Annotated in this window: 28 protein-coding genes; 10 read left to right on the top strand and 18 right to left on the bottom strand. The window is 72.9% G+C overall.

The genetic code is table 11. The features are described from left to right. The first annotated feature begins 98 nt into the window (after window positions 1–98). On the top strand, window positions 99–761 hold the full coding sequence (locus tag KUV85_RS15835) for a hypothetical protein (protein WP_219960851.1): 663 nt from the start codon (window positions 99–101) through the stop codon (window positions 759–761). A 12-nt stretch (window positions 762–773) separates the two neighbouring features. Here KUV85_RS15835 and hemB read toward each other — a convergent pair whose 3' ends face one another. From hemB to KUV85_RS15805, 6 genes are all read right to left on the bottom strand, one after another. Beyond that, complete coding sequence (gene hemB, locus KUV85_RS15830) at window positions 774–1,757, bottom strand: porphobilinogen synthase (RefSeq protein ID WP_219960850.1); 984 nt, start codon at window positions 1,755–1,757, stop codon at window positions 774–776. Window positions 1,758–1,915: 158 nt separating this feature from the next. Beyond that, complete coding sequence (locus tag KUV85_RS15825; RefSeq protein WP_219960849.1) at window positions 1,916–3,583, bottom strand: uroporphyrinogen-III synthase; 1,668 nt, start codon at window positions 3,581–3,583, stop codon at window positions 1,916–1,918. Next, entirely contained in the window at window positions 3,580–4,596 is a 1,017-nt protein-coding gene (hemC, locus tag KUV85_RS15820; RefSeq protein ID WP_219960848.1) for a hydroxymethylbilane synthase, read from the bottom strand. The genes KUV85_RS15825 and hemC overlap by 4 nt, the downstream gene beginning before the upstream one ends. Further along, window positions 4,593–5,906 carry a glutamyl-tRNA reductase gene (locus KUV85_RS15815; protein ID WP_219960847.1) on the bottom strand — a complete coding sequence of 438 codons (1,314 nt, stop codon included), beginning with the start codon at window positions 5,904–5,906 and terminating at the stop codon, window positions 4,593–4,595. The genes hemC and KUV85_RS15815 overlap by 4 nt, the downstream gene beginning before the upstream one ends. Continuing rightward, window positions 5,903–6,613: a redox-sensing transcriptional repressor Rex gene (locus KUV85_RS15810; RefSeq protein ID WP_219960846.1), complete on the bottom strand. Its 711-nt coding sequence runs from the start codon at window positions 6,611–6,613 to the stop codon at window positions 5,903–5,905. The genes KUV85_RS15815 and KUV85_RS15810 overlap by 4 nt, the downstream gene beginning before the upstream one ends. Before the next feature lie 209 nt (window positions 6,614–6,822). Further along, entirely contained in the window at window positions 6,823–7,065 is a 243-nt protein-coding gene (locus KUV85_RS15805) for a glutaredoxin family protein (protein ID WP_219960845.1), read from the bottom strand. Window positions 7,066–7,101: 36 nt separating this feature from the next. On the opposite strand from KUV85_RS15805, the gene KUV85_RS15800 reads away from it, so the two are divergent. The 3 genes from KUV85_RS15800 (at window position 7,102) to KUV85_RS15790 (ending at window position 10,213) form a co-directional block, all read left to right on the top strand. Continuing rightward, entirely contained in the window at window positions 7,102–7,983 is an 882-nt protein-coding gene (locus tag KUV85_RS15800; protein WP_219960844.1) for an HAD family hydrolase, read from the top strand. Window positions 7,984–8,070: 87 nt separating this feature from the next. Beyond that, complete coding sequence (locus KUV85_RS15795; RefSeq protein ID WP_219960843.1) at window positions 8,071–8,868, top strand: sigma-70 family RNA polymerase sigma factor; 798 nt, start codon at window positions 8,071–8,073, stop codon at window positions 8,866–8,868. Between the two features lie 178 nt (window positions 8,869–9,046). Beyond that, window positions 9,047–10,213 (top strand): DUF5667 domain-containing protein, encoded by a 1,167-nt coding sequence (locus KUV85_RS15790; protein WP_219960842.1) that lies wholly within the window; start codon window positions 9,047–9,049, stop codon window positions 10,211–10,213. A 47-nt stretch (window positions 10,214–10,260) separates the two neighbouring features. On the opposite strand, the gene KUV85_RS15785 is transcribed toward KUV85_RS15790, so the two are convergent. The 8 genes from KUV85_RS15785 to KUV85_RS15750 all read right to left on the bottom strand — a co-directional run bounded on the left by KUV85_RS15785 (window position 10,261) and on the right by KUV85_RS15750 (window position 17,466). Beyond that, window positions 10,261–11,418, bottom strand: a complete 1,158-nt coding sequence (locus KUV85_RS15785) for a lysophospholipid acyltransferase family protein (protein WP_219960841.1) — start codon at window positions 11,416–11,418, stop codon at window positions 10,261–10,263. Beyond that, window positions 11,411–12,466 (bottom strand): NAD-dependent epimerase/dehydratase family protein, encoded by a 1,056-nt coding sequence (locus KUV85_RS15780; RefSeq protein WP_219960840.1) that lies wholly within the window; start codon window positions 12,464–12,466, stop codon window positions 11,411–11,413. Before KUV85_RS15780 ends, KUV85_RS15785 begins: the two co-directional genes overlap by 8 nt. Before the next feature lie 137 nt (window positions 12,467–12,603). Then, a complete protein-coding gene (locus KUV85_RS15775; RefSeq protein WP_237690158.1) occupies window positions 12,604–12,816 on the bottom strand; it encodes a helix-turn-helix domain-containing protein in 213 nt (70 codons plus the stop codon). 185 nt (window positions 12,817–13,001) lie between these two features. Then, window positions 13,002–14,195, bottom strand: coding sequence for an acetoin utilization protein AcuC (locus KUV85_RS15770; RefSeq protein WP_219960839.1), 1,194 nt, complete (start codon window positions 14,193–14,195; stop codon window positions 13,002–13,004). Between the two features lie 43 nt (window positions 14,196–14,238). After that, window positions 14,239–15,036 carry a pyrroline-5-carboxylate reductase gene (gene proC, locus KUV85_RS15765; protein WP_219960838.1) on the bottom strand — a complete coding sequence of 266 codons (798 nt, stop codon included), beginning with the start codon at window positions 15,034–15,036 and terminating at the stop codon, window positions 14,239–14,241. 14 nt (window positions 15,037–15,050) lie between these two features. Beyond that, complete coding sequence (locus tag KUV85_RS15760) at window positions 15,051–15,983, bottom strand: proline dehydrogenase family protein (protein WP_219960837.1); 933 nt, start codon at window positions 15,981–15,983, stop codon at window positions 15,051–15,053. 32 nt (window positions 15,984–16,015) lie between these two features. Further along, window positions 16,016–16,753 carry an ABC transporter permease gene (locus KUV85_RS15755; protein ID WP_219960836.1) on the bottom strand — a complete coding sequence of 246 codons (738 nt, stop codon included), beginning with the start codon at window positions 16,751–16,753 and terminating at the stop codon, window positions 16,016–16,018. Continuing rightward, window positions 16,750–17,466: an ABC transporter ATP-binding protein gene (locus tag KUV85_RS15750; RefSeq protein WP_219960835.1), complete on the bottom strand. Its 717-nt coding sequence runs from the start codon at window positions 17,464–17,466 to the stop codon at window positions 16,750–16,752. The genes KUV85_RS15755 and KUV85_RS15750 overlap by 4 nt, the downstream gene beginning before the upstream one ends. A 145-nt stretch (window positions 17,467–17,611) precedes the next feature. On the opposite strand from KUV85_RS15750, the gene KUV85_RS15745 reads away from it, so the two are divergent. After that, the gene (locus KUV85_RS15745) at window positions 17,612–18,571 is read left to right on the top strand and encodes a hypothetical protein (protein WP_219960834.1); all 960 of its coding nucleotides are present in this window, start codon (window positions 17,612–17,614) and stop codon (window positions 18,569–18,571) included. A gap of 88 nt (window positions 18,572–18,659) precedes the next feature. Here KUV85_RS15745 and KUV85_RS15740 read toward each other — a convergent pair whose 3' ends face one another. From KUV85_RS15740 to KUV85_RS15730, 3 genes are read right to left on the bottom strand one after another with little or no spacing between them, the layout of a single operon-like run. Further along, on the bottom strand, window positions 18,660–19,265 hold the full coding sequence (locus KUV85_RS15740; RefSeq protein ID WP_219960833.1) for a TetR family transcriptional regulator: 606 nt from the start codon (window positions 19,263–19,265) through the stop codon (window positions 18,660–18,662). Then, window positions 19,262–20,053 carry a sugar phosphate isomerase/epimerase family protein gene (locus tag KUV85_RS15735; protein ID WP_237690305.1) on the bottom strand — a complete coding sequence of 264 codons (792 nt, stop codon included), beginning with the start codon at window positions 20,051–20,053 and terminating at the stop codon, window positions 19,262–19,264. The genes KUV85_RS15740 and KUV85_RS15735 overlap by 4 nt, the downstream gene beginning before the upstream one ends. 10 nt (window positions 20,054–20,063) lie before the next feature. Next, window positions 20,064–21,002, bottom strand: a complete 939-nt coding sequence (locus tag KUV85_RS15730) for a Ppx/GppA phosphatase family protein (protein ID WP_219960831.1) — start codon at window positions 21,000–21,002, stop codon at window positions 20,064–20,066. Between the two features lie 38 nt (window positions 21,003–21,040). On the opposite strand from KUV85_RS15730, the gene KUV85_RS15725 reads away from it, so the two are divergent. From KUV85_RS15725 to disA, 5 genes are all read left to right on the top strand, one after another. Then, window positions 21,041–21,805 (top strand): hypothetical protein, encoded by a 765-nt coding sequence (locus KUV85_RS15725; RefSeq protein WP_219960830.1) that lies wholly within the window; start codon window positions 21,041–21,043, stop codon window positions 21,803–21,805. A gap of 78 nt (window positions 21,806–21,883) precedes the next feature. Continuing rightward, window positions 21,884–22,522: a VOC family protein gene (locus KUV85_RS15720; protein ID WP_219960829.1), complete on the top strand. Its 639-nt coding sequence runs from the start codon at window positions 21,884–21,886 to the stop codon at window positions 22,520–22,522. Window positions 22,523–22,583: 61 nt separating this feature from the next. Continuing rightward, window positions 22,584–23,285: a class I SAM-dependent methyltransferase gene (locus KUV85_RS15715; protein WP_219960828.1), complete on the top strand. Its 702-nt coding sequence runs from the start codon at window positions 22,584–22,586 to the stop codon at window positions 23,283–23,285. Window positions 23,286–23,343: 58 nt separating this feature from the next. Continuing rightward, on the top strand, window positions 23,344–24,774 hold the full coding sequence (gene radA, locus KUV85_RS15710; protein ID WP_219960827.1) for a DNA repair protein RadA: 1,431 nt from the start codon (window positions 23,344–23,346) through the stop codon (window positions 24,772–24,774). Between the two features lie 55 nt (window positions 24,775–24,829). Further along, entirely contained in the window at window positions 24,830–25,906 is a 1,077-nt protein-coding gene (gene disA / locus KUV85_RS15705; protein WP_219960826.1) for a DNA integrity scanning diadenylate cyclase DisA, read from the top strand. A 30-nt stretch (window positions 25,907–25,936) separates the two neighbouring features. On the opposite strand, the gene KUV85_RS15700 is transcribed toward disA, so the two are convergent. After that, on the bottom strand, window positions 25,937–26,701 hold the full coding sequence (locus KUV85_RS15700; RefSeq protein ID WP_219960825.1) for a hypothetical protein: 765 nt from the start codon (window positions 26,699–26,701) through the stop codon (window positions 25,937–25,939). Window positions 26,702–26,775 lie beyond the last annotated feature (74 nt).

Genomic DNA, 26,775 nt, shown 5'->3' with positions numbered 1-26,775 from the left:
TCGACGAGGGGCCCGGACCGATCACGGTCCGGGCCCCTCGTCGTCCCGGGGTGACGCGCACGACGGTGACCCCGATGCGCCCGCCTCGTTGAACGAGCATGGCCATCATCACGGCGCGCCGGCTCCGGGCGCGCGTCCTCTACGTCATGGCGGCCGTCGTCGTGGCGCTCGCCGTCGGCGCCTGGGCGGTGGGGACGGTCCGTCCCGGGTCCGACGCCAAGGTGACGGCGGACCCGGCCGGCACCGGCGAGGAGTCCACCGAGTCCCCCGACGCCATCTTCGACGTGCTCGACGGCCTGCCCGGCGGCGTGAACGACCCGACCTCGGACCTCACCAGTGAGCTTCCGGTCGAGATCACCGAGCTGGACCGGCCGACGTTCGAGGACCCGGACCTCCCCGAGCCGACGTTCGAGGACCCCGACTTCCCCGAGCCGACCTTCGAGTCCCCCACGTTCCCCTCCAGCCAGCCGCAGGCGCCCACCACCCCCACGGGCGGGCGCACGGAGAACGGCGACCGCAACGGTGGCGGCGGCAGTACCGGTGGCGGCTCGGGCGGCGGCTCGGGCGGCACCGGCGGTGGCAACGGTGGTGGATCCGGCGGCGGAGGTGGCGGCGGTGACGACACCGAGAAGCCGCCCCCCGAGGAGCCGGAGGAGCCCGACGAGCCCGAGGACGAGCCGGCGCCGGACAACCCACTGGCGCCGGTGATCGACCCGCTGGTCGACGCACTCACCGGCCTGCCGAGCCGGCTCGGCAACTGACCTGTCGCGCGATCAGGCCAGGAGCGCTGCGGCCTCGCTGGCCCAGTAGGTGAGGATCACGTCCGCACCGGAGCGGTGGATCGAGGTCAAGGTCTCCAGGATCGCCGGCTCGCGGTCGATCCACCCACGCTCGGCGGCGGCCTCGACCATGGCGTACTCCCCCGAGATGTTGTACGCCGCCACCGGCACGTCCACCGCGTCGCGCACCTGCCGCAGCACGTCGAGGTAGGCCAGGGCCGGCTTGACCATCACCATGTCGGCGCCCTGGGCGACGTCGAGCTGCGCCTCCCGCACGCCCTCACGGGCGTTGGGCGGGTCCTGCTGGTAGGTGCGGCGGTCACCCTGCAGCGTCGAGCCCACGGCCTCCCGGAAGGGCCCGTAGAACGCCGAGGCGTACTTCGCGCCGTAGGCGAGGATGCCGGTGTCGGTGTGCCCGGCCCGGTCCAGCGCGGTGCGGATCACCGCCACCTGGCCGTCCATCATCCCGCTCGGGCCGACCATGTCGACACCGGCGGCCGCCTGGGCGCGCGCCATCTCGGCGTACGAGCGGAGCGTGGCGTCGTTGTCGACCGTGCCGTCCGGGGCGAGCAGGCCGCAGTGGCCGTGGTCGGTGAACTCGTCCAGGCACAGGTCGCTCATCACGACCAGGGCGTCGCCGACCTCGGCCTTCACCTCGGCGATCGCGACGTTGAGGATGCCGTCGGGGTCGATCCCGCCGCTGCCCTCGGGGTCCTTGGACTCGGGAACGCCGAAGAGCATCAGCCCGCCGACGCCGCGCTCGGCCGCCTCGGTGGCGGCGCGGCGGAGCGAGTCGCGGCTGTGCTGCACGACGCCCGGCATCGACCCGATCGGCGTCGGCTCGTCGGCGCCCTCCCGCACGAACGCAGGCAGCACCAGCTGACTGGGGCGCACGGCGGTCTCCGCGACCATCCGCCGCATCGCCGGGGTGGTCCGCAGTCGCCGCGGCCGGATCGTGGGCACCTCGATGTCAGGCATGGCCCCATCCTCCCAGCCGGTCGAGTCGGCACTTCTTCCCGTCGAGACTGCAGTTCCCACGGTCGAGTCTGCAGTTGTTGCGCAGTGAGTCTGCAGTGGTCGACCCGCCACCGACAACAAGTGCCGACTCGAGGGTCAACAACTGCAGACTCAACGCCTCACTTGGCGCTGGCCTTGCGGCGGCGGCGCGTGGCGGGCTTGCGGTCCGAGGGCTTGGTGATCGGCTCACCGGCCTCCAGCAGCGAGGCGCGGCGGGAGGCACCGAAGTCGGCCAGTCCGTCGACCAGCACCTCGACGTCGGGCTTGGCAGCCATGACGTCGACGCGCAGCCCGTGCTCCTCGGCCGTCTTGGCCGTGGCCGGACCGATGCAGGCGATGATCGTCGAGGGGTGCGGCTTGCCGGCGATGCCGACCAGGTTGCGCACCGTCGAGGACGAGGTGAACAGCACCGCGTCGAACTTGCCCGACTTGATCGCCTCACGCGTCGGCGCCGGCGGCGGCGCAGCACGCACCGTGCGGTACGCCGTCACGTCGTCGCACTCCCAGCCCTTGTCGATGAGCCCCGCGACCAGGTTCTCGGTCGCGATGTCGGCCCGCGGCAGGAAGACGCGGTTGATCGGGTCGAGCACGTCGTCGTACTCCGGCCAGTCCTCCAGCAGGCCGGCGGCCGACTGCTCGCCCGAGGGCGTCAGGTCGGCCCGCAGGCCCCACGCGGCCAGCGACGCGGCGGTCTTCTCGCCGACCGCGGCGATCTTCAGGCCGGAGAAGGCACGCGCGTCGAGGCCGTACTCCTCGAACTTCTCACGCACCGCCTTGACGGCGTTGACCGAGGTGAAGGCGATCCACTCGTAGCGCCCCTCGACCAGGCCGCGCACGGCCTTGTCCATCTGCTGCGGGTTGCGCGGCGGCTCGACGGAGATCGTCGGGACCTCCTCGGGCACGCCGCCGTAGGAGCGGACCTTGACCGACAGCGAGGCCGACTGCTCCTTGGTGCGCGGCACCAGCACGCGCCATCCGAAGATCGGCTTGGTCTCGAACCACGACAGCTTGTCGCGCAGGTCCACGACCTGACCGACCACGATCACCGCCGGAGGCGCGACCCGCGCGGCGCGGGGGTCCTCGGCGACCTCCTCCAGCGTCGTGGTGACGGTCTGCTGCTCCGTCGTCGTGCCGACCTGGGTCATCGCGACCGGCGTCGCGGGCTTGCGACCCGCGTCGATCAGGTCACGCGCGATGTCGCCGATCTGGCCGACCGCGGACAGCAGCACCAGCGTCGGGACCTTCGCGTAGCGGCTCCAGTCGACCTTGTCGCCACAGGTCACGACCGCGACCTCGCGGTGGTTCTTCGTCGTCAGCGGGATGCCGGCGTACGCCGGGACCGCGCCCACCGAGGAGACGCCCGGGACGACCTCGAAGGTGATGCCCGCCTTGGCCACGGCCTGGGCCTCCTCGGGGCCGGAGGCGTAGAGGAAGGGGTCGCCACCGAGCAGCCGGACGACGCGCTGGCCGCGCTTGGCGTGCTTGACGACGAGCTTGGCGCGGGCGGCGTGGGTCAGCGGCTGGCCGTCCTCGCCGAAGCCGCCGTCGACCACCTCGGGACCGTCCTCGGTCTCCCCCTCGAGCGCGGCGTGGCCGAGCACGTGGGCGATCAGGTCGGCGTGCTCGGGGAGCTCGGTGATGAGGACGTCGGCCTCCGCGATCACCGCGGTGGCACGCACCGTGAGGAGCTCGGGCGCACCGGGGCCGGTGCCGACGAAGGCGACGTCGCCGGGGGTGGTCTGCTGGCGGGTGGACTTGGCAGCCGGAGCGGCTGTCTTGGCGGTCATCGGTTGTGCACCTCTGCTGATCGTGCGGGATGTGCGGGCGGTGTCGCGGGGGACGGGGTGGTGTCGAGCTCGCCGGCGCCCTCGTCGAGGAGCTCGGCGGCGAGCCGGTCACCCAGGTGGGTGGCGGCCGTGATCGGGTCGGTGTCGGGCAGCGGGGCCGTGGCGGAGCGGCGTACGGACAGGGCGCCGTCGGCGGAGAGCACGACCGCGCGCAGCCACAGCTCGGGGCCGTCCTCGCCCTCGGCGACCTCGCCGAGGGCACCGATCGGGGCCGAGCAGCCGCCCTCGAGGGTGGCGAGCGTGGCGCGCTCGGCGACCACGGCGGCGTGGGTGAGGGGGTCGTTGATGCCGGCGAGGTCGGCGACCAGGTCGGGCTCGTCGGCGCGGCACTCGACGGCCAGCGCACCCTGTCCGGGTGCCGGCAGCATCTGCAGCGGGTCGAGCACCTCGGTCACGTCCTCGAGGCGCCCGGTCCGGGCCAGTCCGGCTCGTGCCAGCACCACGGCGTCACACTCCCCCGAACGCACCTTCTCGATCCGGGTGCCGACGTTCCCACGGATGCCGACCACGTCCAAACCGAGGCCGAGTGCGCGGATCTGGGTGGCTCGCCGCGGCGAGCCGGTGCCGACGACGCTGCCCGCGGGCAGCTCGCCCAGGGTGAGGCCGTCGCGGGCCACGACCGCGTCGCGCGGGTCCTCCCGCGACGGGACGGCCGCCAGCGCGATGCCCGGCTCGGGGGTGGTGGGCAGGTCCTTGAGGGAGTGGACGGCGACGTCGACCTCGCCGGCCAGCAGTGCCTCGCGCAGCGCGCTCACGAAGACGCCCGCGCCGCCCAGCTCGGTCAGCGGGGTGCCGGCGCGCTGGGTGCGGTCACCCTCGGTGGAGACGACGACCAGCTCGGTCGCCACGCCCAGCGTCTCGCGCAGCAGCGCGGCGACGGTCTCGGACTGGGTGCGCGCCAGCTCGCTGCGCCGGGTGCCGATCCGCAGCGTGCGCGTCGCGGTGTCGGTCATCGGTCCTCCTCCTCGGGTACGCCGAAGGGGCGGGTCACGGCGTCGACGGCCTCGGGGTCGAGGGCGAACAGCTCGGCGAGCGCGGCCGCGTAGGAGACCGCGCCCTGCTCATTGGCCAGCTCCTTGACCCGCACCGTGGGCTCGTGCAGCAGCTTGTCGGCCACACGGCGCACCGCGTGGCGGATCTCGTCGCGCTCGGTGGCGCCGAGCTCGGGCAGCCGGCTCTCCAGCCGCGTCATCTCCGCGTCGACCACCGACGTCGCCATCGACCGCAGCGCCACGACCGTGGGCGTCACGCTCGAGGCACGCCGGGCGGCCAGGAAGGCCGTGACCTCCTCGCCGAGGATGCGGCGCACCGCCTGCACCTCGGCACCGGCGTCGCCGCCCTCGAGCGACTCGGCGAGCTGGGAGAGCCCGATCAGCGTGACGCCGGGCAGGTCGGCCACCTCGGGCGCCACGTCGTGCGGCAGCGCCACGTCGATGACCACCAGCGGCCGCTCCGGGGTCGTCGCACGGGCCGCAGCGACCGCCTCGACCCCGACCACGGTGCCGGCCGAGCCGGTGCAGGTGATCAGCACGTCGGCGCGGGAGATCTCGTCGGCGAGACCACTGAGCGGCACCGGGGTGCCGTCGTACGCCGCGGCAAGGCGCTCGGCGCGCTCACGGGAGCGGTTGACGATGGCGAGGTGGCCCGCTCCCCCGCGGCTGGCAGTCGCCGTGGCGAGGCCGGCCATGGCGCCGGCGCCGAGGATGACGACGTACTTGCCCTCGATGGAGCCGACCGCCTCGCGGGACTCCTCCAGGGCGCGGCTGACCAGCGACGGGGCGACCTGGTCGATGTCGGTCTCGGCGCGGGTGCGCTTGCCGACGCGCAGCGCTTCCTGGAACAGCGAGTTCAGGGCGGGGCCGACGGTGCCGAGCTCCTGCCCGATGCGCAGCGCCTCGCGGGCCTGGCCGAGGATCTGCGCCTCGCCCAGCGCCATCGAGTCCATGCCGGCGGCGACCTGGAACAGGTGGGAGATGGCGCCGTCGTCGTAGTGGACGTAGAGGTGGGGCAGCATCGCCTCGACGCTCTCGCCGGCCCGGTCGACCAGGATGCGCGACAGGGCCTCGACGCTGCCGTGGAAACGGTCGACGTCGGTGTAGATCTCGACCCGGTTGCAGGTGGAGATCACCGTGGCCTCGCTGACGTGGTCGCACGCAGCGACCTCCTCGACGAGCTTCGGCACGGCGGACTCCTCGAGCGCGACGCGCTCCAGCAGCGCGACGGGAGCCGAGTTGTGGGAGATGCCCACGACCAGGACGCTCACTTGTCACCTCCGGCGGCGGGGAAGGTCACGGCTGGGTCGACCGCATCGGGGTCGCCGGCCGCCTTGCGCTGCTCGTGGTAGGCGAGGATCTGCAGCTCGATGGAGAGGTCGACCTTGCGGACGGCCACTCCCTCGGGCACCGAGATCACGCCGGGCGCGAAGTTCAGGATGCTGGTGATGCCCACCTCGACGAGCCGGTCGGCCACGTCCTGGGCGGCGGTCGGCGGGGTGGCGATGACGCCGATGGCGACCGAGTGCTCGTGCACGACCGCGTCGAGGTCGGCGAAGGGGCGCACGGCGACCCCGGCGACGATCTCGGCGTGCCGGGCGGGGTCGGCGTCGAGCAACGCGACGACGCGGAAGCCGCGGCTGCGGAAGCCGGAGTAGTTGGCGAGCGCGTGGCCCAGGTTGCCGATGCCGACGATGACGACGGGCCACTCGTGGGTGACCCCGATCTCGCGGGCGATCTGGTAGCGGAGGTACTCCACGTCGTACCCGACGCCGCGGGTGCCGTAGCTGCCGAGGTAGGAGAGGTCCTTGCGGAGCTTGGCGCTGTTGACGCCGGCGGCGGTCGCGAGCTCCTCACTGGAGCAGGTGGCAATGCCCTGCTCGGCCAGGCCCGTGAGTGCACGCAGGTACACCGGGAGCCGGGCGACCGTGGCCTCCGGGATCACCCGGGCGGTCTCGTGGGAACTCCGTGGGGACACCGTTCTTCTCTCCAGCCGCCGCACCCGGACAGTCGGCGCCGCGGCAGATTCACTGTAGGAGTTTGTGAACGCGAGAACAAAATCCAGTGACGGCCCCCGCGAGGGCCGGGGCAGCGGGCCGAACACACCTCGAGGAGTGTCGACTCAACCGACAACTCCTGCGCACTCGACGGGGACGAAGTGCGCACTCGGCGGGAGGAAGTGCCGACTCAACCCGTCAGGGCGGCCCGCAGCCGAGCGGGGTCGACCCGGAAGAAGTCGTGCTGGCGGCCGTCGACGAACGTGACGGGGATCTCGTGTCCGAAGCGGCGCTCGAGGTCGGGGTCGTCGGCGATGGAGACCTCGTCGTACGCCGCGCCGACCTCGGCGCAGACGTCCTCGATCACCCGGCGGGCGTCGTCGCACAGGTGGCACCCGGGGCGGGTGTAGAGCGTGATGCGCGCGCCGGACATGCACCCATTGTCCACACCGATCACTAGGCTGAGGACATGCCCGGCACACCGGCCCACCGTCGGCTGAACCTGAAGAAGCGCTCGCTGCTGGCCGGCGAGGCGGCGGCCGCGGCCGCCGAGGTCGAGGCTGCGCTCGACACCCCGGCCGACCCGACCGCCGCGGCCTTCTTCGACTGCGACAACACCATGCTCGAGGGCGCGGCGATCTTCCAGCTCGCCCGCGGCCTCTACCGCCGGCAGTTCTTCACCAAGCGCGACCTCGCCGGCGCCGCCTGGAAGCAGGCCTACTTCCGCTACGTCGGCGTGGAGGACCCCGAGCACATCGCCGAGGCCCGCAACTCCGCGCTCGCCTTCATCGCCGGCCACCGCGTCGAGGAGGTCGAGGAGGTCGGCGAGGAGATCTTCGACGAGCTGATGGCCCACCGGATCTGGCCCGGCACGCGCGCGCTCGCCCAGATCCACCTCGACCAGGGCCAACGGGTCTGGCTGATGACCGCCGCCCCCGTCGAGATCGCCCGCGTGATCGCGCGCCGCATCGGCCTCACCGGCGCCATGGGCACCGTCGCCGAGAGCGTCGACGGCGTCTACACCGGCCGGCTGGTCGGCGAGATGCTGCACGGGCCGGCCAAGGCCGCCGCCGTCACCGCCCTCGCCGAGCGGGAGGGCCTGGACCTCGACCGCTGCGCGGCGTACTCCGACTCCTCCAACGACCTGCCGATGCTCACGCTGGTCGGCAAGCCGGTCGCGGTGAACCCCGATCCGAAGCTACGCGCCCACGCCCGCGAGCACGGGTGGGAGATCCGTGACTACCGGACCGGACGCAAGGCCGCCCGCACCGGCCTGCTCCTGGGCGGGGCCGCCGGGGGCGCCGCCGTGGCCGGGAGCCTGGTGCGGCACGCGCTGCGTCGCAGCCCCTGAGGCCCGCGACCCAGCCGAGGGCCAATAGCTGGAATCCGTTCCCCCCGAGCGCCGGGCCCCCTAGGATCGGTGGTACAGGGAGGGAACATGGCATCGTCTCCGGCGCTCCAGCGCGGCCTCGACGCGCTCCGCGCTGCCGTCGTCGCCGCCATGGCCGTGCCCGGGACACCCGCCCCCGTGACCGCCCCGTCGGGGTCGTCCGGGTCCACCGGCCGCCGACCGGAGCGCACCGCGTCCTGGTTGCTCGTCTCCGCCGCCGCCGATGCCGAGCGCGGCGTGGCCACCGGCCCGCACGGCGACTCCGGGCTGGCCACCTCCTCGGAGGACTCCGCCGACGAGCGTGAGCGCCTCATCGGCCTGGTGGAGCTGGCACGCGGCGGCGACGCCGAGGCCTTCGGAATGCTCTACGACCACTACCAGCCCTCGGTCTACCGCTTCCTGTACTACCGGACGCGCTCGGTCGCCGTCGCGGAGGACCTCTGCTCGGAGGCCTTCATCCGGGCCCTGCGCAACATGCCCAACTTCCGCTGGCAGGGCAAGGACTTCGGCGCGTGGCTGATGACGATCGCCCGCAACCTCGCCACCGACCACTTCAAGGCCGGCCGCACCCGGCTGGAGCTGTCCACCGACGACATGGGGCAGCACGACGACACCACCGAGAGCCCCGAGGACGGCGTACTCGCACACCTCACCCACGAGGTGCTCATCGAGAAGCTCAAGGAGCTGCCCACCGAGCAGCGCGACTGCCTCATCATGAGGTTCCTGCAGGGATGGAGCATCGCCGAGACCGCCGCCGCCCTGGAGCGCAGCGAGGGTGCGGTCAAGCAGCTGCAGCTGCGCGGCGTCCGCAACCTCGCGAAGCTGATGCCGGAGGGCCTGCGATGACGGTGATCGAGCCCACGTCGGCCGACGTAACTTTCCGCGCGTCGGCCTCGTTGTCCCCATACCACCGCACAGCGGCACATGGGGTGCGTGGTGACCAGCGACACGCAGGGACCAAGGAAGGGCGGCCAGCATGAAGGGCGGCTTCGCAACGAAGCGACGAGCCGACAGGTTCGATGCCGTGCTCTCGGGCGAGATCACCGATGTCGACGGCGTCGAGGCCGAGCTCGCCGAGCTCGTCGGCGCCATGCGGGAGCTCCCGCCGGTCGAGGCGCGACCGGACTTCGTCGCCTCCCTGCGTGAGCACCTCATGGCCGAGGCGGCCACGATGCCCGCCGTCGACCCGGACCGGGCCACCGTCGAGCACCTCAGCCTCCACCAGCCCACCGTGCGGCGCGAACGCCGGATCGCCACCGTGCTCGGCGGCCTCGCCGTCGCGAGCGCGACGACGTCCATGGCCGTCGCCTCCCAGGGCGCCCTGCCCGGCGAGACCCTCTACCCCGTCAAGCGGGCCATCGAGAACGCCGAGTCGACCTTCCAGGCCGACGGCGCGGAGAAGTCCCACACCCTGCTCGAGCACGCCCAGCGACGCCTCGTCGAGGTCCGCGAGCTCAGCGCCGACGGCAGCGACGGCGTCGAGGTCGCCGAGGCGCTCGACGGACTCAACAACCAGGCCACCGAGGCCGCGACGCTGTCCTTGGAGGACTACCGCGCGAGCGGTGACGACCAGGGCGTACGCGAGGTGCGCTCCTTCGCCGCCACCGCGCTCGCCGAGCTCACCGGCCTGAGCGAGGACGTGCCGGCCGACGCCCGACCCGCACTCGTCGGCGCCGTCAACGCGCTGCGCAACATCGAGGCGGCTGCGGTGCAGGCCTGCGCCACGTGCGCCGGCCCGGCCGACCTGCCGGACCCGATGCTGGTCGCCAACCTGCAGACCCTGCTCAGCGGCGACCCCACCGAACTGCAGAGCCTGGCCCGCACCGCCGAGGACATCGCCGGGGAGGCCCCGAGCGTGGACCCGACGCTCCCGGGCGGCCCGACCGCCGCACCGACGGCGGCCCCCAGCACCGGCGCAGCCCCGAGCACGCCGTCCGCGCCCTCGGGTGGCGGCTCGACGCCGACCGGCCAGGGCCAGTCGGGTGCGACCTCGGGCGGGTCGAGCGACCTGAGCACGATCGTCCCGGAGACGCTGAAGAAGTCCAAGGGTCCGGTGACGACGCTGCTCGACGAGGTCAGCAACGACCTGGAGAAGCTGAGCCAGCCCGCCGAGGGCGAGGACTGGACGCTGCTCAACAACGGACTGGTCCGTGACCTGACCGACGGGCTCGGGCTGACCGGCGGCAACTGAGCCGACGCGCCGGGCAGCGCGGTCCGGCAGCGGCCGACCGAGGGGGCTCAGCCCCGACCGAACACCGAGCCCCGCTCGCGCAGCAGTGCGTACAGCGTCTGCTGGATCGTCTCGCGCACCTGGTCGGTCACGCTGAACACCAGCATGGGGTCGTCGTCGGCACCGTGCTGGTAGTCGTCGGTGCGGATCGGCTCGCCGAACTCCAGCAGCCACTTCGAGGGCAGCGGCACCAGGCCGAGCGGCCCCAGCAGCGGGAAGGTCGGCGTGATGGGGATGTAGGGGATGCCCAGCAGTCGCGCCAGCGCCGGCAGGTTGCCGACCAGCGGATAGATCTCCTCCGCGCCGACGACCGAGACCGGGACGATGGGGACACCGGTGCGCAGCGCGGCCGAGACGAACCCGCCGCGGCCGAAGCGCTGGAGCTTGTAGCGCTGCGAGAACGGCTTGCCGATGCCCTTGAAGCCCTCGGGCCAGACACCGACCAGTTCGCCGCCGGCGAGCATCCGCTCGGCGTCGGCGCTGCAGGCCAGCGTGGCCCCGCCCTTGCGGGCCAGGGAGCTGACGAAGGGCATCTGGAAGACGAGGTCCGCACCGAGCGCGCGCAGGTGGCGTCCGGTCTGGTCGTGGACGGAGAACATCGTCATCAGTCCGTCGACGGGGATCGTGCCGGAGTGGTTGGACACGATGAGCGCGCCGCCGTCGGTCGGGATGTTCTCGGCCCCGCGGACCTCGACGCGGAACCACTTCTCCGCGATCGGCCGCAGCACGGCCATCAGGAACCGCTCGGTCAGCTCGGCGTCGAAGCCGTACTCGTCGATGGCGTACTCACCGGTCAGCCGCCGCCGCAGGAAGGCGAGGAAGCCCGCCAGCTCCGGCTCCCAGTGCTCTCCCCAGATCTCGCGGGCCCCCACCTGGATCGCCTGGAGCCAGTCGCCGACGGGGATGCCGTGGGCGTCGCGCTCCACGGCCTGCACCGGCGCCCGGTCGCCACGTCCGCCCGCCGATGCGGTGGCGGACCCCGCCTCCGTCGGCGCGACTCCGTCGGGTGCCTCGGCGGGCTCCGGACGGTGTTGCGGACGCTTCGCGGCACTGCCGCGACCGGCGTCGCCGGCAAGGCTTCGGGCGGCCGAGGAGGGGCGGTCCTTGCCGCTGCCCCGGCCGGGTCGACCGCGGGTGCCCAGCGGGATGATCTCGGCGTCACCCACGGGAGCCCCCCGGGCCGACGGCAGTGAGCTCCTCGGCGTCGATCCGCTCCGCGAGTGCGTCGACGAGGCGCGCCGTACGCCCGCCGGTGGGCTGCAGCGAGCTGGCGAACTCCGCGAACGCCTCGGGCGTGGAGTAGGTGGGCTCGAACCCGAGCTCGGTGCGCATGCGGGTGGTGTCCACGCCCCGGCCGAAGGTCAGGAAGGACCGCAGCTCGTGGGGCAGCTCGGCCAACTGGGCCGACTTCAGCGCCGACCCGAGCTGGGGCAGCGCGAAGCTCGGCACCGCGACCCGCGCCCGCTGCAGGCGACGCAGCGCCTGGGAGAGGGTGATGATGCCCTCGCCGGCGACGTTGAACGTGCCGGGCACCGAGGAGTGCACGGCATGGGTGAGCGCCCGGTGCAGGTCGCTCTCGTGGAGGAACTGCAGCCGTGGGTCGTAGCCGAGGACCGTCGGCACCACCCCGAGGCGGAAGTACGACGTCACCGGGCTCTGCACGCGCGGCCCGATCACGTTGGCGCACCGCAGCGTCGTCACGTCGACGTCGTCACGACGCCGCCCGAAGCTGCGGACGTAGGCCTCGACCTCGGCGACGTCCTTGGCGTAGCCGCTGGAGGCCGGCCGCTTGGGCTCCATGTCCTCGGTGAACATCGCCGGGTCGCGCGGGCTCGCGCCGTACACGGTGGTGGTGGACTTCAGCACGAACCGGCGGACGTGCTCGGACTGCTGGCAGGCGGCCAGCAGCTGCATCGTGCCGATGACGTTGAGTTCCTTCATGGTGCCGCGCGCGCCGGCGCTGCCGGGCGTCGCGATGACACTCATGTGGACCACGGTGTCGACACCCTCGCGGGCGATCACCTTGGCGATGATCGGGCTGCGGATGTCGGCGCGGATGAAGGCGACGTCGCCGATGTCGCCCCGCGGCGGGATCACGTCGACCCCGACCACGCGGTCCACGCCCGGGTCCGCGGCGAGCAGGCTGGCGAAGTTGCGTGCCAGGGGGCGGGAGACGCCGGTGACGAGGACGACCCGTCCCGAATCCGTAGCCATGCACCACTCCCACGCCGTAGTCGACGCGGCCCAGCCTAGCCGGGGCGCGCGACGGGCAGAATCCCAGGGCGGCGAATATCAGGAGGAGTTCAGGGTCCCCGGCGACCGGCGACGGACTCGCCGATCACCGGGATCCCTCAGCCGGCGCTGTAGAAGCTCTTCTCCAGGTAGGCGTTGACGTCCTCCTCGGTCACCCGGAAGGAGCGGCCGACTCGGATCGCCGGCAGTTCGCCGTTGTGGACGAGGCGATACACGGTCATCTTCGACACGCGCATCATCGTCGCCACCTCGGCGATGGTCAGGAACTTCGGGTCCGGCACGTTCTCGGACCCCGTCCGGGAGGTAGCCACGGCGCACCACGCTTTCTTCGCGCTCGTCGCCACCTTCCCCGGTGGCGAGCCACGAGCGATATGCACAGCACCCTAGAGCCCAGTGTGACTGTTGGGAAGAGGGGGACGCGTGAAACTTTTGAGGCGACGGCGTGTCGCCTTGACGCGGAGCCGCCAACAGGGTCCGATCGGGCCCGTTGCGGTCATCAGAGCACGGGGTCGATGCCGTGCAGGGGGAACGCCGCCAGGCGCGTCTGGTGGATCGCGCGGTCCAGCCAGATGCCGGGGTCGTAGCCCTCCTCCCAGGCACGGAACGACGGGATCCGCCCGTCGCTCATCGACGTCGGCGCACGGCGGCGCGTGGTGGCGGTGAGGTGCTCCCGCCAGGCGGCCGGCACCGGCGTCTCCGGCGCGATCGGCCGCCCCGCCACCGTGGCGAGCAGGTGGGTCCATGCGCGCGGGACCACGTTGTAGATCGAGTAGCCGCCCCCACCGGTCGCCACCCACCGGCCACCGGCCACCTCGTGCGCGAGCCGGTGCAGGGCGTCGTACGCCGCCCGCTGGCCGTCGACGCTGAGCATCAGGTGCGTCAGCGGGTCCTCGGAGTGGGAGTCGCAGCCGTGCTGGGTGACCAGCACCTCCGGCGCGAAGGCCTCCAGCAGCTCGGGCACGACCGCGTGGAAGGCCCGCAACCACCCGGAGTCACCCGTGCCGGGCGGCAGCGCGACGTTGACCGCACTGCCCTCCGCACCCGGCCCCCCGGTCTCGTCGGCGAATCCGGTGCCGGGGAAGAGGAACTGGCCGGTCTCGTGCAGCGAGATGGTCAGCACCCGCGGGTCGTCGTAGAAGATGCGCTCGACGCCGTCGCCGTGGTGGGCGTCGACGTCGACGTACGCGACACGGGTGGCGCCCTGGTCCAGCAGCCACTGGATGCCCACGGCGATGTCGTTGTAGATGCAGAACCCACTCGCGCGGTCGGGCATGGCGTGGTGGAGGCCGCCGGTGATGTTGGCACTGTGGCGGCTCTCGCCCGACCACACCTGGCGGAACGCTTCCTGCGTCGCCCCGACCACGTGGGCGGCCGCGTCGTGCATGCCACGGAAGACCGGGTTGTCGTCGGTGCCGAGACCCCGCGCCTCCTCACCGGGCCCGGGGCGGGCGCCCATGCGCTGCACCGCCTCGATCAGCGCCGGGTCGTGCACGGTGGCGATCCGGTCCTCGCTGGCGACCGGCGCGGGCACGATCGTGAGCCCCTCGAGCACCCCGAGGTCCTCGGCGAGCCGCATCGTCAGGTCGACGCGCACGGGCGCCATGGGGTGCTCGCCCCCGAAGTCGTACTCGGTCAGCGTCGGGTCGAACACGACGCTCGTCGCGCCGGCCTCCGCGCTGCACTCGCTCATGACGGGGACGCTACGCGACGGCCCCGCGCACCGCGCCGGGCGGTCAACTGCCGAGCTCGACCGAACGGTCGCGCGCGGCCTTGAGCGCCTCGAGGAACGCCGCGCGCACCTTGTGCGTCTCCAGCTCCCGCAACGCCGAGGCGGTCGTGCCGCCCGGAGAGGTCACCTGCTCGCGCAGCACCGTGGGGTGCTCGCCGGTCTCGGCCAGCATCCGCGCCGACCCGACGAGGGTCTGGACGACCAGGTCGCGCGCCGTGGACCGCGGCAGCCCCAGGTGGACGCCCGCCTCGATCATCGACTCCACCACGAAGTAGATGTACGCCGGACCGGAACCGCTGATCGCCGTGACGGCGTCCTGCTGCTTCTCCGGCACCTGCATCACCTTGCCCACCGAGGCCATCAGCTCCTCCGCCTCGGCGAGGTGGTCGGCGTCGCAGTGGGTGCCGCCCGACAGCGTCGACATGCCCTCGTCGACCAGCGCCGGGGTGTTGGGCATGACCCGGACGACGGCGACGCCCTCGGGCACGTGGGACTCGATGAATGCGGTGGTCGTGCCGGCCGCCAGCGAGACCAGCAGCTGGCCGGGGCGCAGCGCGGGCGCGAGCTCGGCGAGCACGACGGCCATGTCCTGCGGCTTGACGACGACAGCGAGGGTGTCGGCCTTCTCGGCGGCCTCGACGTTGCCCACCACCGTGACGCCGTACCGCTCGATGAGCTCGGTGGCCCGCTCGGGGCGCTTCTCACCGACCAGGAGCTGGGCGACCGGACGGCCGGAACGGATCAGGCCGGCGAGCAGGGTCTCCCCCATCACCCCGCCACCGATGACGGCGGTCTGCTTCACGGCTGCCTCCCGGCTCACTTCTTCGACACCAGTGCCGTCAGGAAGAATGACAGGTTGCGCGGACGCTCGGCGAGTCGACGTACGAGGTAGCCGTACCAGTCACTGCCGTAAGGCAGGTAGACGCGGACCCGCTCCCCCGTCGCCGCGAGCCGCTGCTGCTCCTCGGGGCGGCAGCCGTAGAGCATCTGGAACTCGTACGTGCCGGCGGCACGGCCGTAGCGGCTGACCAGCGCCGATGCGATCTCGACCAGGCGCGGGTCGTGGGTCGCGATCATCGGGTAGCCCTCGCCGTCGAGCAGGGTCTTCAGGCACCGCACGAAGGCCCGGTCCACGTCGACCGGCGCGGCGTGGGCGACCTCCTCGGGCTCGTCGTAGGCGCCCTTGCACAGCCGCACGCGCGACGAGCCACGCGCCAGCGAGCGGCAGTCGGTCTCGGTGCGGTGGAGGTAGGCCTGCACCGCGACACCGGTCTCGGGGAAGTCCTGCTGCAGGTCGCGCAGGGCCGCGAGGATGTCGTCGGTGGTGGTGTGGTCCTCCATGTCCAGCGTGACCGTGGTGCCGGCGTTGTGCGCGGCGCGGCAGATGCGACGGGCGTTCTCCAGCGCCACCGCGCGGCCGCCGGGCAGGTCCAGTCCGATGGCGGTCAGCTTGACGCTCACCTCGGCCCACGACGCGAGGCCCTCGGCGGCGAGCGCCTCCAGCAGGGCGACGTACTCGGCGACGATCCGGTTGGCCTGCGCGGCGTCGGTGGTGTCCTCGCCGAGGTGGTCGATGGTGGTGTGGATGCCGGCATCGGCCAACTCGCGCGCGGCCGCGACCGCCTCCTCGAGCGTCTCGCCGGGCACGAAGCGCGCCACGATGTCGCCGGCGAGGGGCAGCTTGGTCAGCAGCGTCTTGGCGGTGCCGCTGCGGGACAGCAGCAGGAGCGGCTGGCGGAACGGAGACATGACCCGAGGCTAGGGCATGGGTGGGACGCCGGTCAGGGCGTACGCCGCCGCAGGGTCGCTGCGCCCACGGCCAGCCCGGCCAGGACGAAGCCGCCGACGACGAGCAGGTCCCACCAGACCTCACCGGCCGCCTGGCCGTCGCGTACGGCGGCCATCGCGTCCACGGCGTAGGAGAGCGGCAGCACGTCGCTGATCGTCTCCAGCACCGACGGCAGCGCCGTGCGGGGCAGGAACAGGCCGCACAGCAGGATCTGGGGCACCACGAGCGCCGGCATGAACTGCACGGCCTGGAACTCGGTGCGGGCGAAGGCGCTGACCAGCAGCCCGAGCGCGGTGCCGAGAGCGGCGTCGACGACGGCGACGACGGTCAGCAACCACACCGCCCCGTCGATCTCCAGGCCGAGCACGCCCACGCTCAACCCGACCGCGGCGGCGGACTGGACGGCGGCGACGATGCCGAACGCGAGTGCGTAGCCGAGCAGGAAGTCGACCTTGCCCATCGGCATCGCCAACAACCGCTCCAGCGTGCCGCTCGCACGCTCGCGCAGCGTGGTCACACTCGTCACGAGGAACATCACGATGAACGGGAAGAGCGCCAGCAGGCCCGGACCGAGGTCGTCGAAGCTGTTGCCCGGGACGTCGGCGAACATCCACCACAGCAGTGCGATGAGCAGGCAGGGCAGGACCAGCATGATCGCCAGCGTGCGGTGGTCGCGCCGCAGCTGGGTCAGCACGCGGCCGGCGACGGCGAGCGTGACGCGGGGGTTCATGCGGCATCACCCCGCACGATCGTGAGGAAGGCCTGCTCGATGTCCTCGGCACCGGCGCGGGTGCGGATCTCTCCGGGGGTGCCGTCGGCGATGATCCGGCCCTCGCGCATCAGCAGCAGCCGGTCGCAGCGCTCGGCCTCGTCCATCACGTGACTGGAGACCAGCACGGTCGTGCCGGTGTCGGCGAGGTCGTGGAAGGTGGTCCACAGCTCCTCGCGCAGCACCGGGTCCAGGCCGACGGTGGGCTCGTCGAACACCAGCAGCTCGGGACTGCCGAGCAGCGCGACGGCGAGGCTGGCGCGGGAGCGCTGCCCGCCACTGAGGTCGGCCACGACGCGGTCGGCGTGGTCCGCCAGGGCCACCGCCTCGACACAGCGGTCGACCTCCCCGGGGTCCACGCCGAGCACGCGGGCGAAGAAGGCGAGGTTCTCGGTGACGCTGAGGTCGTCGTACACGCTCGGCGCCTGGGTCACGTAGCCGACCCGGTCGCGCAGCGGCGCCGTGCCGGCGGACTGCCCCAAGACGCTGACGGAGCCGCGGACCTTGGCCTGCACGCCGACGAGCGCGCGCATCAGGGTGGTCTTGCCGCAGCCGGAGGGGCCGAGGAGGCCGGTCACCTGGCCGACGGGCACGGCGAAGGCGAGCTCGCGCAGTACGTCGCGCCCGCCCCGCTCGACGGAGAGGTCGGCGACCTCGACCGCGTTTTTCATCATACGTTGAATATATGCCGCTTCGCGGTGCTCGGGCAAGCCTGTGTGGAGGATCGGTGCCACCTGGTGACCGCGATCCTCCGCACAGTCGTCCACAGGGCGGTCGGCGGCGGTTGCCGGCGGTGCCGCGGGCGAGCAGCCTCGGGGCATGGACGACCCCGCCGCTCCCCGCTTCGTCGACCTGCTCGGCCGCCAGGCCGGCGTCGTGGGGCGACGGCAGCTCCTCGGGTGCGGTGTCACGGACCACGACATCCGTCGGCTGCAGCGGCGGCGACTGCTCACGACGGTGCATCCCGGCGTGTACGTCGACCACACCGGCCCGCTCACCTGGCTGCAGCGCGCGTGGGCAGCGGTGCTGGCGTGCTGGCCAGCAGCGCTGCGCGGCGCCTCGGCGCGCCGGGCCGCCGACGGCCCCGGGCGCAGCGAGGCGGACGACGGCCTGCCGATCGAGGTCGCGGTCGGGCGCGAGCGCCGCGTGACGGCACCGGCCGGCGTACGCCTGCGACGCTCGAGCCACCTCCACGACACCGTGCTGTGGAACACCGGGCCACCCCGGCAACGGCCGGAGTACGCCGCGCTGGAGCTGGCGGCGAGTGCTCGGCGGGACGTGGACGCGGTCGCCCACCTCTCCGACGTGCTCCGCGCCCGCCGGACCACGCCCCGTCGCCTGGCAACCGCGCTGGCGTCGCGACCGCGCCACCGGCGGCGCCACTTCCTCGAGCAGGTGATCACCGACCTCTCCCACGGGACCTGCTCGACGCTCGAGCACGCCTACCTCGTGCGCGTCGAGCAACCGCACGGACTGCCGGTGGCGCGGCGACAGTTCCGCGAGTCGATCAAGGGGACGCTCTACCGCGACGTCTGCTACGTCGAGTACGCCGCGATCGTCGAGCTCGACGGGCGCCTGCACCACACCTCCACCCACGACCGCGACCACGACCTGGAGCGTGACCTCGACGCGTTCGCCACCGACCGCTCGACCGCGCGGCTGGGCTGGGGCCAGGTGTTCGACCGCCCCTGCGCCACGGCCGCCCGGATCGGCGCCGGCCTCGCTGCTCGTGGCTGGCCGGGCGCCGTACGCCGCTGCCCCGACTGCCCGCCGCCCTGATCGACTGTGTGGAGGATCGGTGTCACCTGGTGACCGCAATCCTCCGCACAGCGGCGGGGATCCCCGGTCAACCGGGGATCCCGACGGCTCAGCCCGGCAAGGGCCCCGTGAGGTACCGCTGCACCACGGGGGCGTACGCCGCGACGAGGGCGTCGGCGTCCATCGAGGCGAGGGGCTCGACGACGACCAGGTAACGCAGGGTGATCAGGCCGAGGACCTGGCTGGCGAGCAGCGGCATGCGCAGCTCGGGACGATCGATGCCCAGACGCTCGCCGATGGGGACGAGGACCACGGGCAGGAAGCCGTCGCGCAGCAGCGGCTCGCCGCCGGGCTCGAGCACGCGGCGCACCAACGCGATGAGTGCGGGCTGGTTGTCCGGGTCGTCCCACACGGCGAGGAAGGTGCGCACGAGCCGCTCGCCGGCGTCGTCCCGGTCGCCGGAGACCACGGCCTCGGCCAGGACCTCGCGGGGGTCGACCGGCAACTCCAGGGCGGCGAGGAAGAGGTCGTCCTTGCTCCCGTAGTAGTGGTGCACCAGCGCGCCGTCGACCCCGGCGGCCGCGGCCACCGCGCGGATCGTGGTGCCGGCGTACCCCACCTCGGCGAAGCGTTCCCGCGCGGCAGCCAGGATCGCGGCCCGGGTGTCGGGGCTGCCGGGGCGCCGACCGCGGCGCCCGGGCCGCACGCTGGTCACGACTCGACGGCGGTCGCGGCGAGGTGGCGCTGGGCGAACTCCAGCGACTCGCGCAGGTCGGCCAGCCGTTCCTCGTGGGAGTTGCAGCGCCGGGTGTTGATCTCGAGCACCACCTCGCCGCCGAACCCGCTGCGGGCCAAGTGGTGCAGGAAGGTGTCCGCGCCGATGTCGCCGCGTCCGGGCACGAGGTGCTCGTCCTTGGCCGAGTCGGTGCCGTCGGTCAGGTGCACGTGCCGCAGCCGCTCCCCCAGCCGCTCGGCCATCGCGACCGGGTCGTCCTTGGCGATCGCCGCGTGGGAGAGGTCGATGGTGGCGTTGGCGTACTCCTCCGCCGACGGGTCACGGCCGGGCTGATACATCTCGACCTTGCCGCGCGAGGCCCGCCACGGATACATGTTCTCCACCGCGAAGGCGATGCCGGTCGACTCCTCCAGCGCCGCGATGCCCTCGACGAAGCCGGCGGCGTACTCACGCTGCCACCGGAACGGCGGATGGACGACGACCACCTCGGCGCCGACGGCGGTCGCCATCTCCGCGGACCGCTCGAGCTTGCCCCACGGCTCGATGCCCCACACCCGCTGGGTGAAGAGCAGGCACGGCGCGTGCACGGCGCACACCGGCAACTGGTGGTGGTCGATGAGCTTCTCCACCGCCTCCACCTGCTGGGAGAGCGCGTCGATGCCGACCATCACCTCCACGGCGTCGTACCCGGTCTCGGCGGCGTAGCTGAACGCGTGCGCCGTCGACTCCGGGTAGACCGAGGAGGTGGAGAGGCCGATCCGCGGCATCCGGGCCATGTCAGGTCCCGTCGGCGGCGCCGAGCCGGTCGATGCGCTCCAGGATCACGCCCTCCCGCAGCGCCCACGGGCAGATCTCGAGCTCGTCGAGGTCGTAGATGTCCATGCAGGCCTCCGCCACCAGCGCACCCGGCACGATCTGGTGCGTGCGGCTGGGCGAGACGCCGGGGAGGTCGGCGAGGTCGGAGTCGCTCATCTGGAGCAGCTTGGGGATCCACGACTGCAGGTCGGCCATCGCCAGCGTGCGCGGCACCAGCGGCCCGTCCGCCGACGGCGCCGCACCGCAGATGCGGGCCAGCGAGCGGAACGTCTTCGAGGTCGCCGCCGCACGGTGCGTCGTCCCGCCCCGCAGCACCCGGTCGGCGTCGCGGGCGATCTCGGCGCGCAGCTTGCGGCGGATCTTGCGCAGCTTGTCCTCGTCGACCTTCTTCTCGAAGTACCGGCGCGCCAGGCGCGCCGCACCCAGCGGCTCCGAGAGCGCGACGTCGGGATGCTCGTCGGGGCCGGCGGCGATCTCCAGCGACCCGCCGCCGATGTCGAAGACGGTCAGCCGGCCGGCCGACCAGCCGAACCAGCGGCGTACGGCGAGGAAGGTCAGCCGGGCCTCGTCCTCCCCGTGGAGTACGCCGATCTCCACGCCGGTGCGCTTCGCGACGTGCTCGAGCACGTCGTCGCAGTTGACCGCGTCGCGCACCGCGGAGGTCGCGAACGGCACCATCTCCTCGCAGCCCTTCTCCTCCGCCACCGCGAGCGACTCGGCGGTGAAGTCGGTGAGGGCGTCGATGCCGGTCTTGGTGACGGCACCGTCGTCGTCGAGGTGCTCGGCGAGCCGCAGCGGGCGCTTGTACTTCGAGGCCGGCAGCGGCGCGGCACCCGGACGGGCGTCCACCAACAACAGGTGTCCCGTGTTGGAGCCGATGTCGAGGACGCCAAGGCGCATGGGACCAACCTACCCGCGCAGCAACTACGGTGGTCCACGTGCCAGAGGTCAATCCCAACTTCCCGCGTGCGTGGGTGGAGTTCACCAACCCCGACGACGAGGCCGAGATCTTCCGCTGCGACCTCACCTGGCTCACCTCGAGCTACATGTGCATCTTCGGGCAGGGATGCCCCGGCATCGTCACCGACTCGCCCGACATGGGCTGCTGCACGCTCGGCGCGCACTTCGCCGACGGCGAGGACGAGAAGCGCGTCGCGGAGTACGTCAAGCAGCTCACACCCGAGCGGTGGCAGCTGCACCCGGGGCGGAAGGTGAAGAAGAAGGACTGGATCGAGACCGACGAGGACGGCGAGCGCAAGACCCTCCAGGTCCAGCACGCCGACGGCCAGCGCTCCTGCGTCTTCGCCAACCAGCCCGGCTTCCCCGGCGGCTACGGCTGCGCCCTGCACGGCCTGGCGCTGGAGCAGGACCGCAACCCGCTCGAGACCAAGCCGGACGTGTGCTGGCAGCTGCCGCTGCGGCGTACCTTCCGCGAGGTCGAGCGCACCGACGGCAGCGAGTACACCGAGACCACGATCACCGAGTACGACCGCGGCGGCTGGGGCGCGGGCGGCCACGACTTCGACTGGTACTGCTCGGCCAACACCGAGGCGCACGTCGCCCCGGAGCCGCTCTACGTGACCCAGGAGGCCGAGCTCATCGAGCTGATGGGCAAGGCGGCGTACGCCGAGCTGGTCCGGCACTGCGAGGCGCACCTGCGGTCGCGCTCGGCGCTGGCGCTGCACCCCGCCGGCCCGTCCTGAGGACTCCCCCGACTCTCGACGTCAAGAAACCCCGACCCCGCCGCCCCGTCCCTGCTGCGCCGGGCTGACAATGTCCGCATGCGTCTCGACCACATCTCCTACGCAGCGGGCCCCGAGGGCCTGGAAGCCACCGCCGACCGGCTGGGCGAAGCGCTCGGTCAGGAGTTCGTGGACGGGGGCGTGCACCCCCGCTTCGGCACGACCAACATGACCCTGCCGATGGCGGACAACACCTACCTGGAGGTCGTGGCTCCGCTGGAGCACCCGGCCTCGGACAAGGCCCCGTTCGGCCAGGCGGTCAAGGCCCGCTCGCAGCTCGGCGGCGGCTGGCTCGGCTGGGTCGTCGCGGTCGACGACCTCGCCGCGGTCGAGGCACGCCTGGGTCGCTCCGCCGTCGACGGCCACCGGCACCTGCCCGGCGGCATCGAGCTGAACTGGAAGCAGATCGGCGTCAACGGCCTCATCGCCGACCCGCAGCTCCCCTTCTTCGTGCAGTGGGAGTCCGACCTCTCGCTGCACCCCTCCGCCGGTGCCGACGGCACGCTGTCGCTGGCCGGCATCGAGATCGCCGGCGACCCGCTGCGCGTCTCGGAGTGGCTGGGCGTCCCGGTCGAGGCGCCGCTGGAGGACGTCAAGGTCGAGTGGGTCGCCCCGCACGGCACCCCCGGCATGCTGGCCGCCCAGGTGCAGACCCCCAACGGGGTCGTCCGCATCTGACCGGCCGTCGACCGTCACAGCGTCCCGTCACACCACGGGGCCGACCAGGACGAGGACGCCCGTGACGACGACACCGCGGGGCACGATCACCAGCCCCAACATCTGGCACCACACCGCCACCTACGAGCTGGAGAACCGCGCAGCCGACCCCGACGGCCGCCTGTGGGCAACCATGGAGCGGCAGGCCGACTGGCGCGGCCGCACGGTGCTGGACCTCGGGTGCGGCGCCGGCTTCCACCTGCCGCGCTTCGCCGACACCGCCGCGCGGGTGATCGGCGTGGAGCCGCACCCCGGCCTGCAACGACTCGCGGCACGGCGTACGCGCGACCGCGAGCGGGTCACCGTGCTGTCGGGGACCGCGCAGGAGGTCCCACTGCCCGACGCGTCGGTGGACGTCGTCCACGCCCGGTGGGCCTACTTCTTCGGGCCGGGTTGCGAGCCCGGACTGGCCGAGCTGAACCGCGTCGTACGCCGCGGCGGCACCGCGCTGGTCATCGACAACGACGGGTCCCGGTCGACCTTCGGCGCGTGGTTCCGTCGCGGCTTCGGCCACCTGCCGCCCCCGGAGGAGATCGAGCGCTTCTGGACCACGCGCGGGTGGACCCGTCACGCGGTCGACATGGGGTGGCGCTTCGAGAGCCGGGCCGACCTCGAGGCGGTGGTGCGCATCGAGTTCCGGCCCGAGGTGGCCGAGCAGATCGTGCGGCACCACGAGGGGCTCGAGGTCGACTACGCGGTGAACCTGTGGACCAAGGAGTTCTGAGGCGTCGGGTCCTGCGTGGTTCGACGACACTGTCGGAGCCGTGGACTACCGTTCGAACATGGCTTCGAATCGCAAGCGCACGACGTACGAGTGCTCCGAGTGCGGCTGGACCACCCCCAAGTGGGTGGGCCGGTGCGGCGAGTGCCAGGCGTGGGGGTCGATGGCGGAGGCCGCCGGTGAGCCGCAGGGCCGCACGACCGCCGCTCCGGTGACCCGGAAGGCCGTGCCCATCGGCGAGGTCTCGGCCGAGCAGGCCGTGCACCAGTCGACCGGGGTGGCCGAGCTCGACCGGGTGCTGGGCGGCGGCCTGGTGCCCGGCGCCGCAGCACTGCTCGCCGGGGAGCCCGGCGTGGGCAAGTCCACGATGCTGCTCGAGGTCGCCGCGAGCGCGGCCCGCGGCGGTCGACGGACGCTCTACCTCACCGGCGAGGAGTCGGCCTCGCAGGTGCGACTGCGTGCGGACCGCACCAACGCGCTCGAGCCCGAGCTGCTGCTCGCCGCCGAGACCGACCTCGGCGCCGTCCTCACCCACGTGGAGCAGACCCGCCCCGAGCTGGTCGTCATCGACTCGGTGCAGACGATCTCGGCCGCGGGCGTCGACGGGGTCCCCGGTGGCGTCACCCAGGTCAAGGAGGTCGCCGCGGCGCTGGTGCGGATGGCGAAGTCGCGCGGCATCACCGTCGTGCTCGTCGGCCACGTCACCAAGGACGGCTCGATCGCCGGGCCGCGCGTGCTCGAGCACCTCGTCGACGTCGTGCTGCACTTCGAGGGCGACCGCAACACCAAGTTCCGCATGCTCCGTGCGGTCAAGAACCGCTTCGGCCCGGTCGACGAGGTGGGGTGCTTCGACCTCAGCGCCGACGGCATCGCCGCGGTGACCGACCCGACCGGGATCTTCGTCGAGCAGCACCACGGCCGTGTGGCCGGCACGTGCGTCGCGGTGACGATGGAGGGGCGCCGCCCGCTGCTCGCGGAGGTGCAGGCCCTGGTCACCACCTCGCCGCTGGAGCGGCCGCGGCGTACGACGTCGGGGCTGGACTCCTCCCGCCTCGCGATGGTGCTCGCGGTGCTGCACCAGCACGGCCGGATCCACCTGCACGGCCAGGACGTGTTCGCCTCCACCGTCGGCGGGGCGAAGCTCATCGACCCCGCCGCCGACCTGGCGCTCGCCGTCTCGCTCGCCTCGGCGCACTTCATGGCGCCGCCGCCGGCAGGGCTGGTGGCGATGGGCGAGATCGGGCTGTCCGGGGAGCTGCGTCGGGTGCGGGACCTGCCGCAGCGCCTGGCCGAGGCGGCGCGGCTCGGGTTCGAGATGGCGATCGTGCCGGCCGAGCCGGGACCGCACCGGCGCGGCGTCCGCAGCACCCGCACCGACCGCAGCATCGACGGCATGCGCATCGTCGAGGCGCCCGACGTCGGCACCGCCCTGCGGCTGCTGCACCTGGACCAGCGCACCAAGCACGCCCTGGAGGTCATCGAGCCGGGCTGATCTCGCGCGGCGATGCCGGGGGCGCCGTGTCGGCCCATTCGTCTACAGTGCCGACGTGGCCGAACGACTGGGAGATCCGCGCGTGCGGGAGGTGCTGGCGCTCATCGCGCCGGGCACGCCGTTGCGCGACGGCCTCGAGCGCATCCTGCGCGGCCGCACCGGCGCCCTGATCGTCATCGGCACCGATGACACCGTGGACTCGATCTCGACCGGCGGGTTCGAGCTCGACGTCGAGTTCTCGGCCACCGGGCTGCGCGAGCTGGCGAAGATGGACGGCGCGATCATCGTCGACGAGGGCCTCACCCGGATCGTGCGCGCCGCCGTGCACCTCATGCCCGACCACACCATCGAGTCCGCCGAGAGCGGCACCCGGCACCGCACGGCCGACCGGGTGGCGCGCCAGACCGGGTTCCCGGTGATCTCGGTGTCGCAGTCGATGCAGATCATCGCCGCCTACGTCGGCGACACCCGCCACGTGCTCGAGGACGCCGGCCAGATCCTGGCCCGGGCCAACCAGGCGCTCGCGACACTGGAGCGCTACAAGGCCCGTCTCGACGAGGTCACCCGCACCCTGTCGGCGCTGGAGATCGAGGACCTGGTCACGGTGCGCGACGTCGCGATCGTGGCGCAGCGCATGGAGATGGTCACCCGGATCGCCCGCGAGATCGAGGACTACGTCGTCGAGCTCGGCACCGACGGTCGCCTGCTCTCACTGCAGCTGGAGGAGCTCATCTCCGGCGTCGACCTCGAGCGGGAGCTGGTCGTCCGCGACTACGCCCCCGCCACCAAGCGCGGGCCGGCGCCCACCGAACGGCTCGGACGGATCGAGGAGCTGGGGCCGACCGAGCTGGTCGACGTGGCCGCGGTCGCCTCGGTGCTCGGCCTCGGCGGCGGTGAGCACCTCGACGGTGCCGTCTCGCCCCGCGGCCACCGGCTGCTCGCGCGCGTGCCGCGCCTGCCCGACGCCGTCATCGCCCGGCTGATCGACCGGTTCGGCACCCTGCAGCAACTGCTGGCCGCCAGCATCGAGGACCTGCGCGACGTCGACGGCGTCGGCGAACTGCGTGCGCGCAGCGTGCGCGAGGGCCTGTCGCGGCTGGCCGAGTCGACGATCCTCGAGCGGCACGTCTGACCGGGCGCCGGCGGCCCGAGCCGGCTGCCACTACTCGTTGCGCTGCTTGATCCGGTCGAGCGCGTTGCCGGTCTTGACCTCGGCCGGCAGGTCCGGGGCCGCACTCCCCGCCTGCGGCGCGACGAGGCGGAGCGCCTGCTCGCGCGGCTCCCCGCCCAGTGCGGCAGCGGTGACGACGTACTCGCCGGGCAGGACCCACTCGGTGGCGTCGGGGCAGCCGGGCGAGGACCGGCGGGCGTCCCAGGTGATGGTCAACTCGGTGGCGACCTCGCGGCGCAGCACGACCTGCTGGGACGGGATCGCCTGCTGGCAGTGACGGGTCGACCAGACCTCGCCGCCGTCGCCGCTGACGCGGACGGCGAGCCGCTGCTTGCCCACGCGCCAGTGGCAGGCGGGGTCGGTGCGGGTCTGCAAGCTCAACGTCAGCTCGATCGGGCGGCCGGCGACGGCCCTCTCGGTGACCGGCGTGACGCGGACGTCCCCGGCGGCGCAGTTGCCCGACGGGGCGGCGAGCTCGGGCTCGGCCCGCTTGTTCTTCTTGCCCTTCGTGGCCTTCGCCGTCGGAGTGCTGGTGGTCGGAGCCGTCGTGGCGCCGCCCTCGGGCGGCAGGGTCACGGTGTGGGTCGCCTCGGCGCCCGCCTGCTGCGCGACCGGGGCGTCGTCGGACGACCCGTCGCTGCCCAGCCCGAGTGCGGTCGCGATGACGAAGACGATGCTCAGCGCCAGCAGTCCCACGAAGAGGCGGCGGCGCCAGTAGACCCCCGGCGGCAGCGGGCCTCGAGTCATCGCGGGCATGGCGCCACCGTAGTCAGCCGGTCACGCTCGATGCGGGTGCCACACCGGGGGCACTCGGACCAGGGACGTCGGGG

This window comes from Nocardioides panacisoli (assembly GCF_019448235.1).
Taxonomy (GTDB): Bacteria; Actinomycetota; Actinomycetes; order Propionibacteriales; family Nocardioidaceae; genus Nocardioides; species Nocardioides panacisoli_A.
The sequence above is the reverse complement of the archived record's forward strand: the minus strand, read 5'-3'. Positions and strand labels throughout refer to the sequence as shown.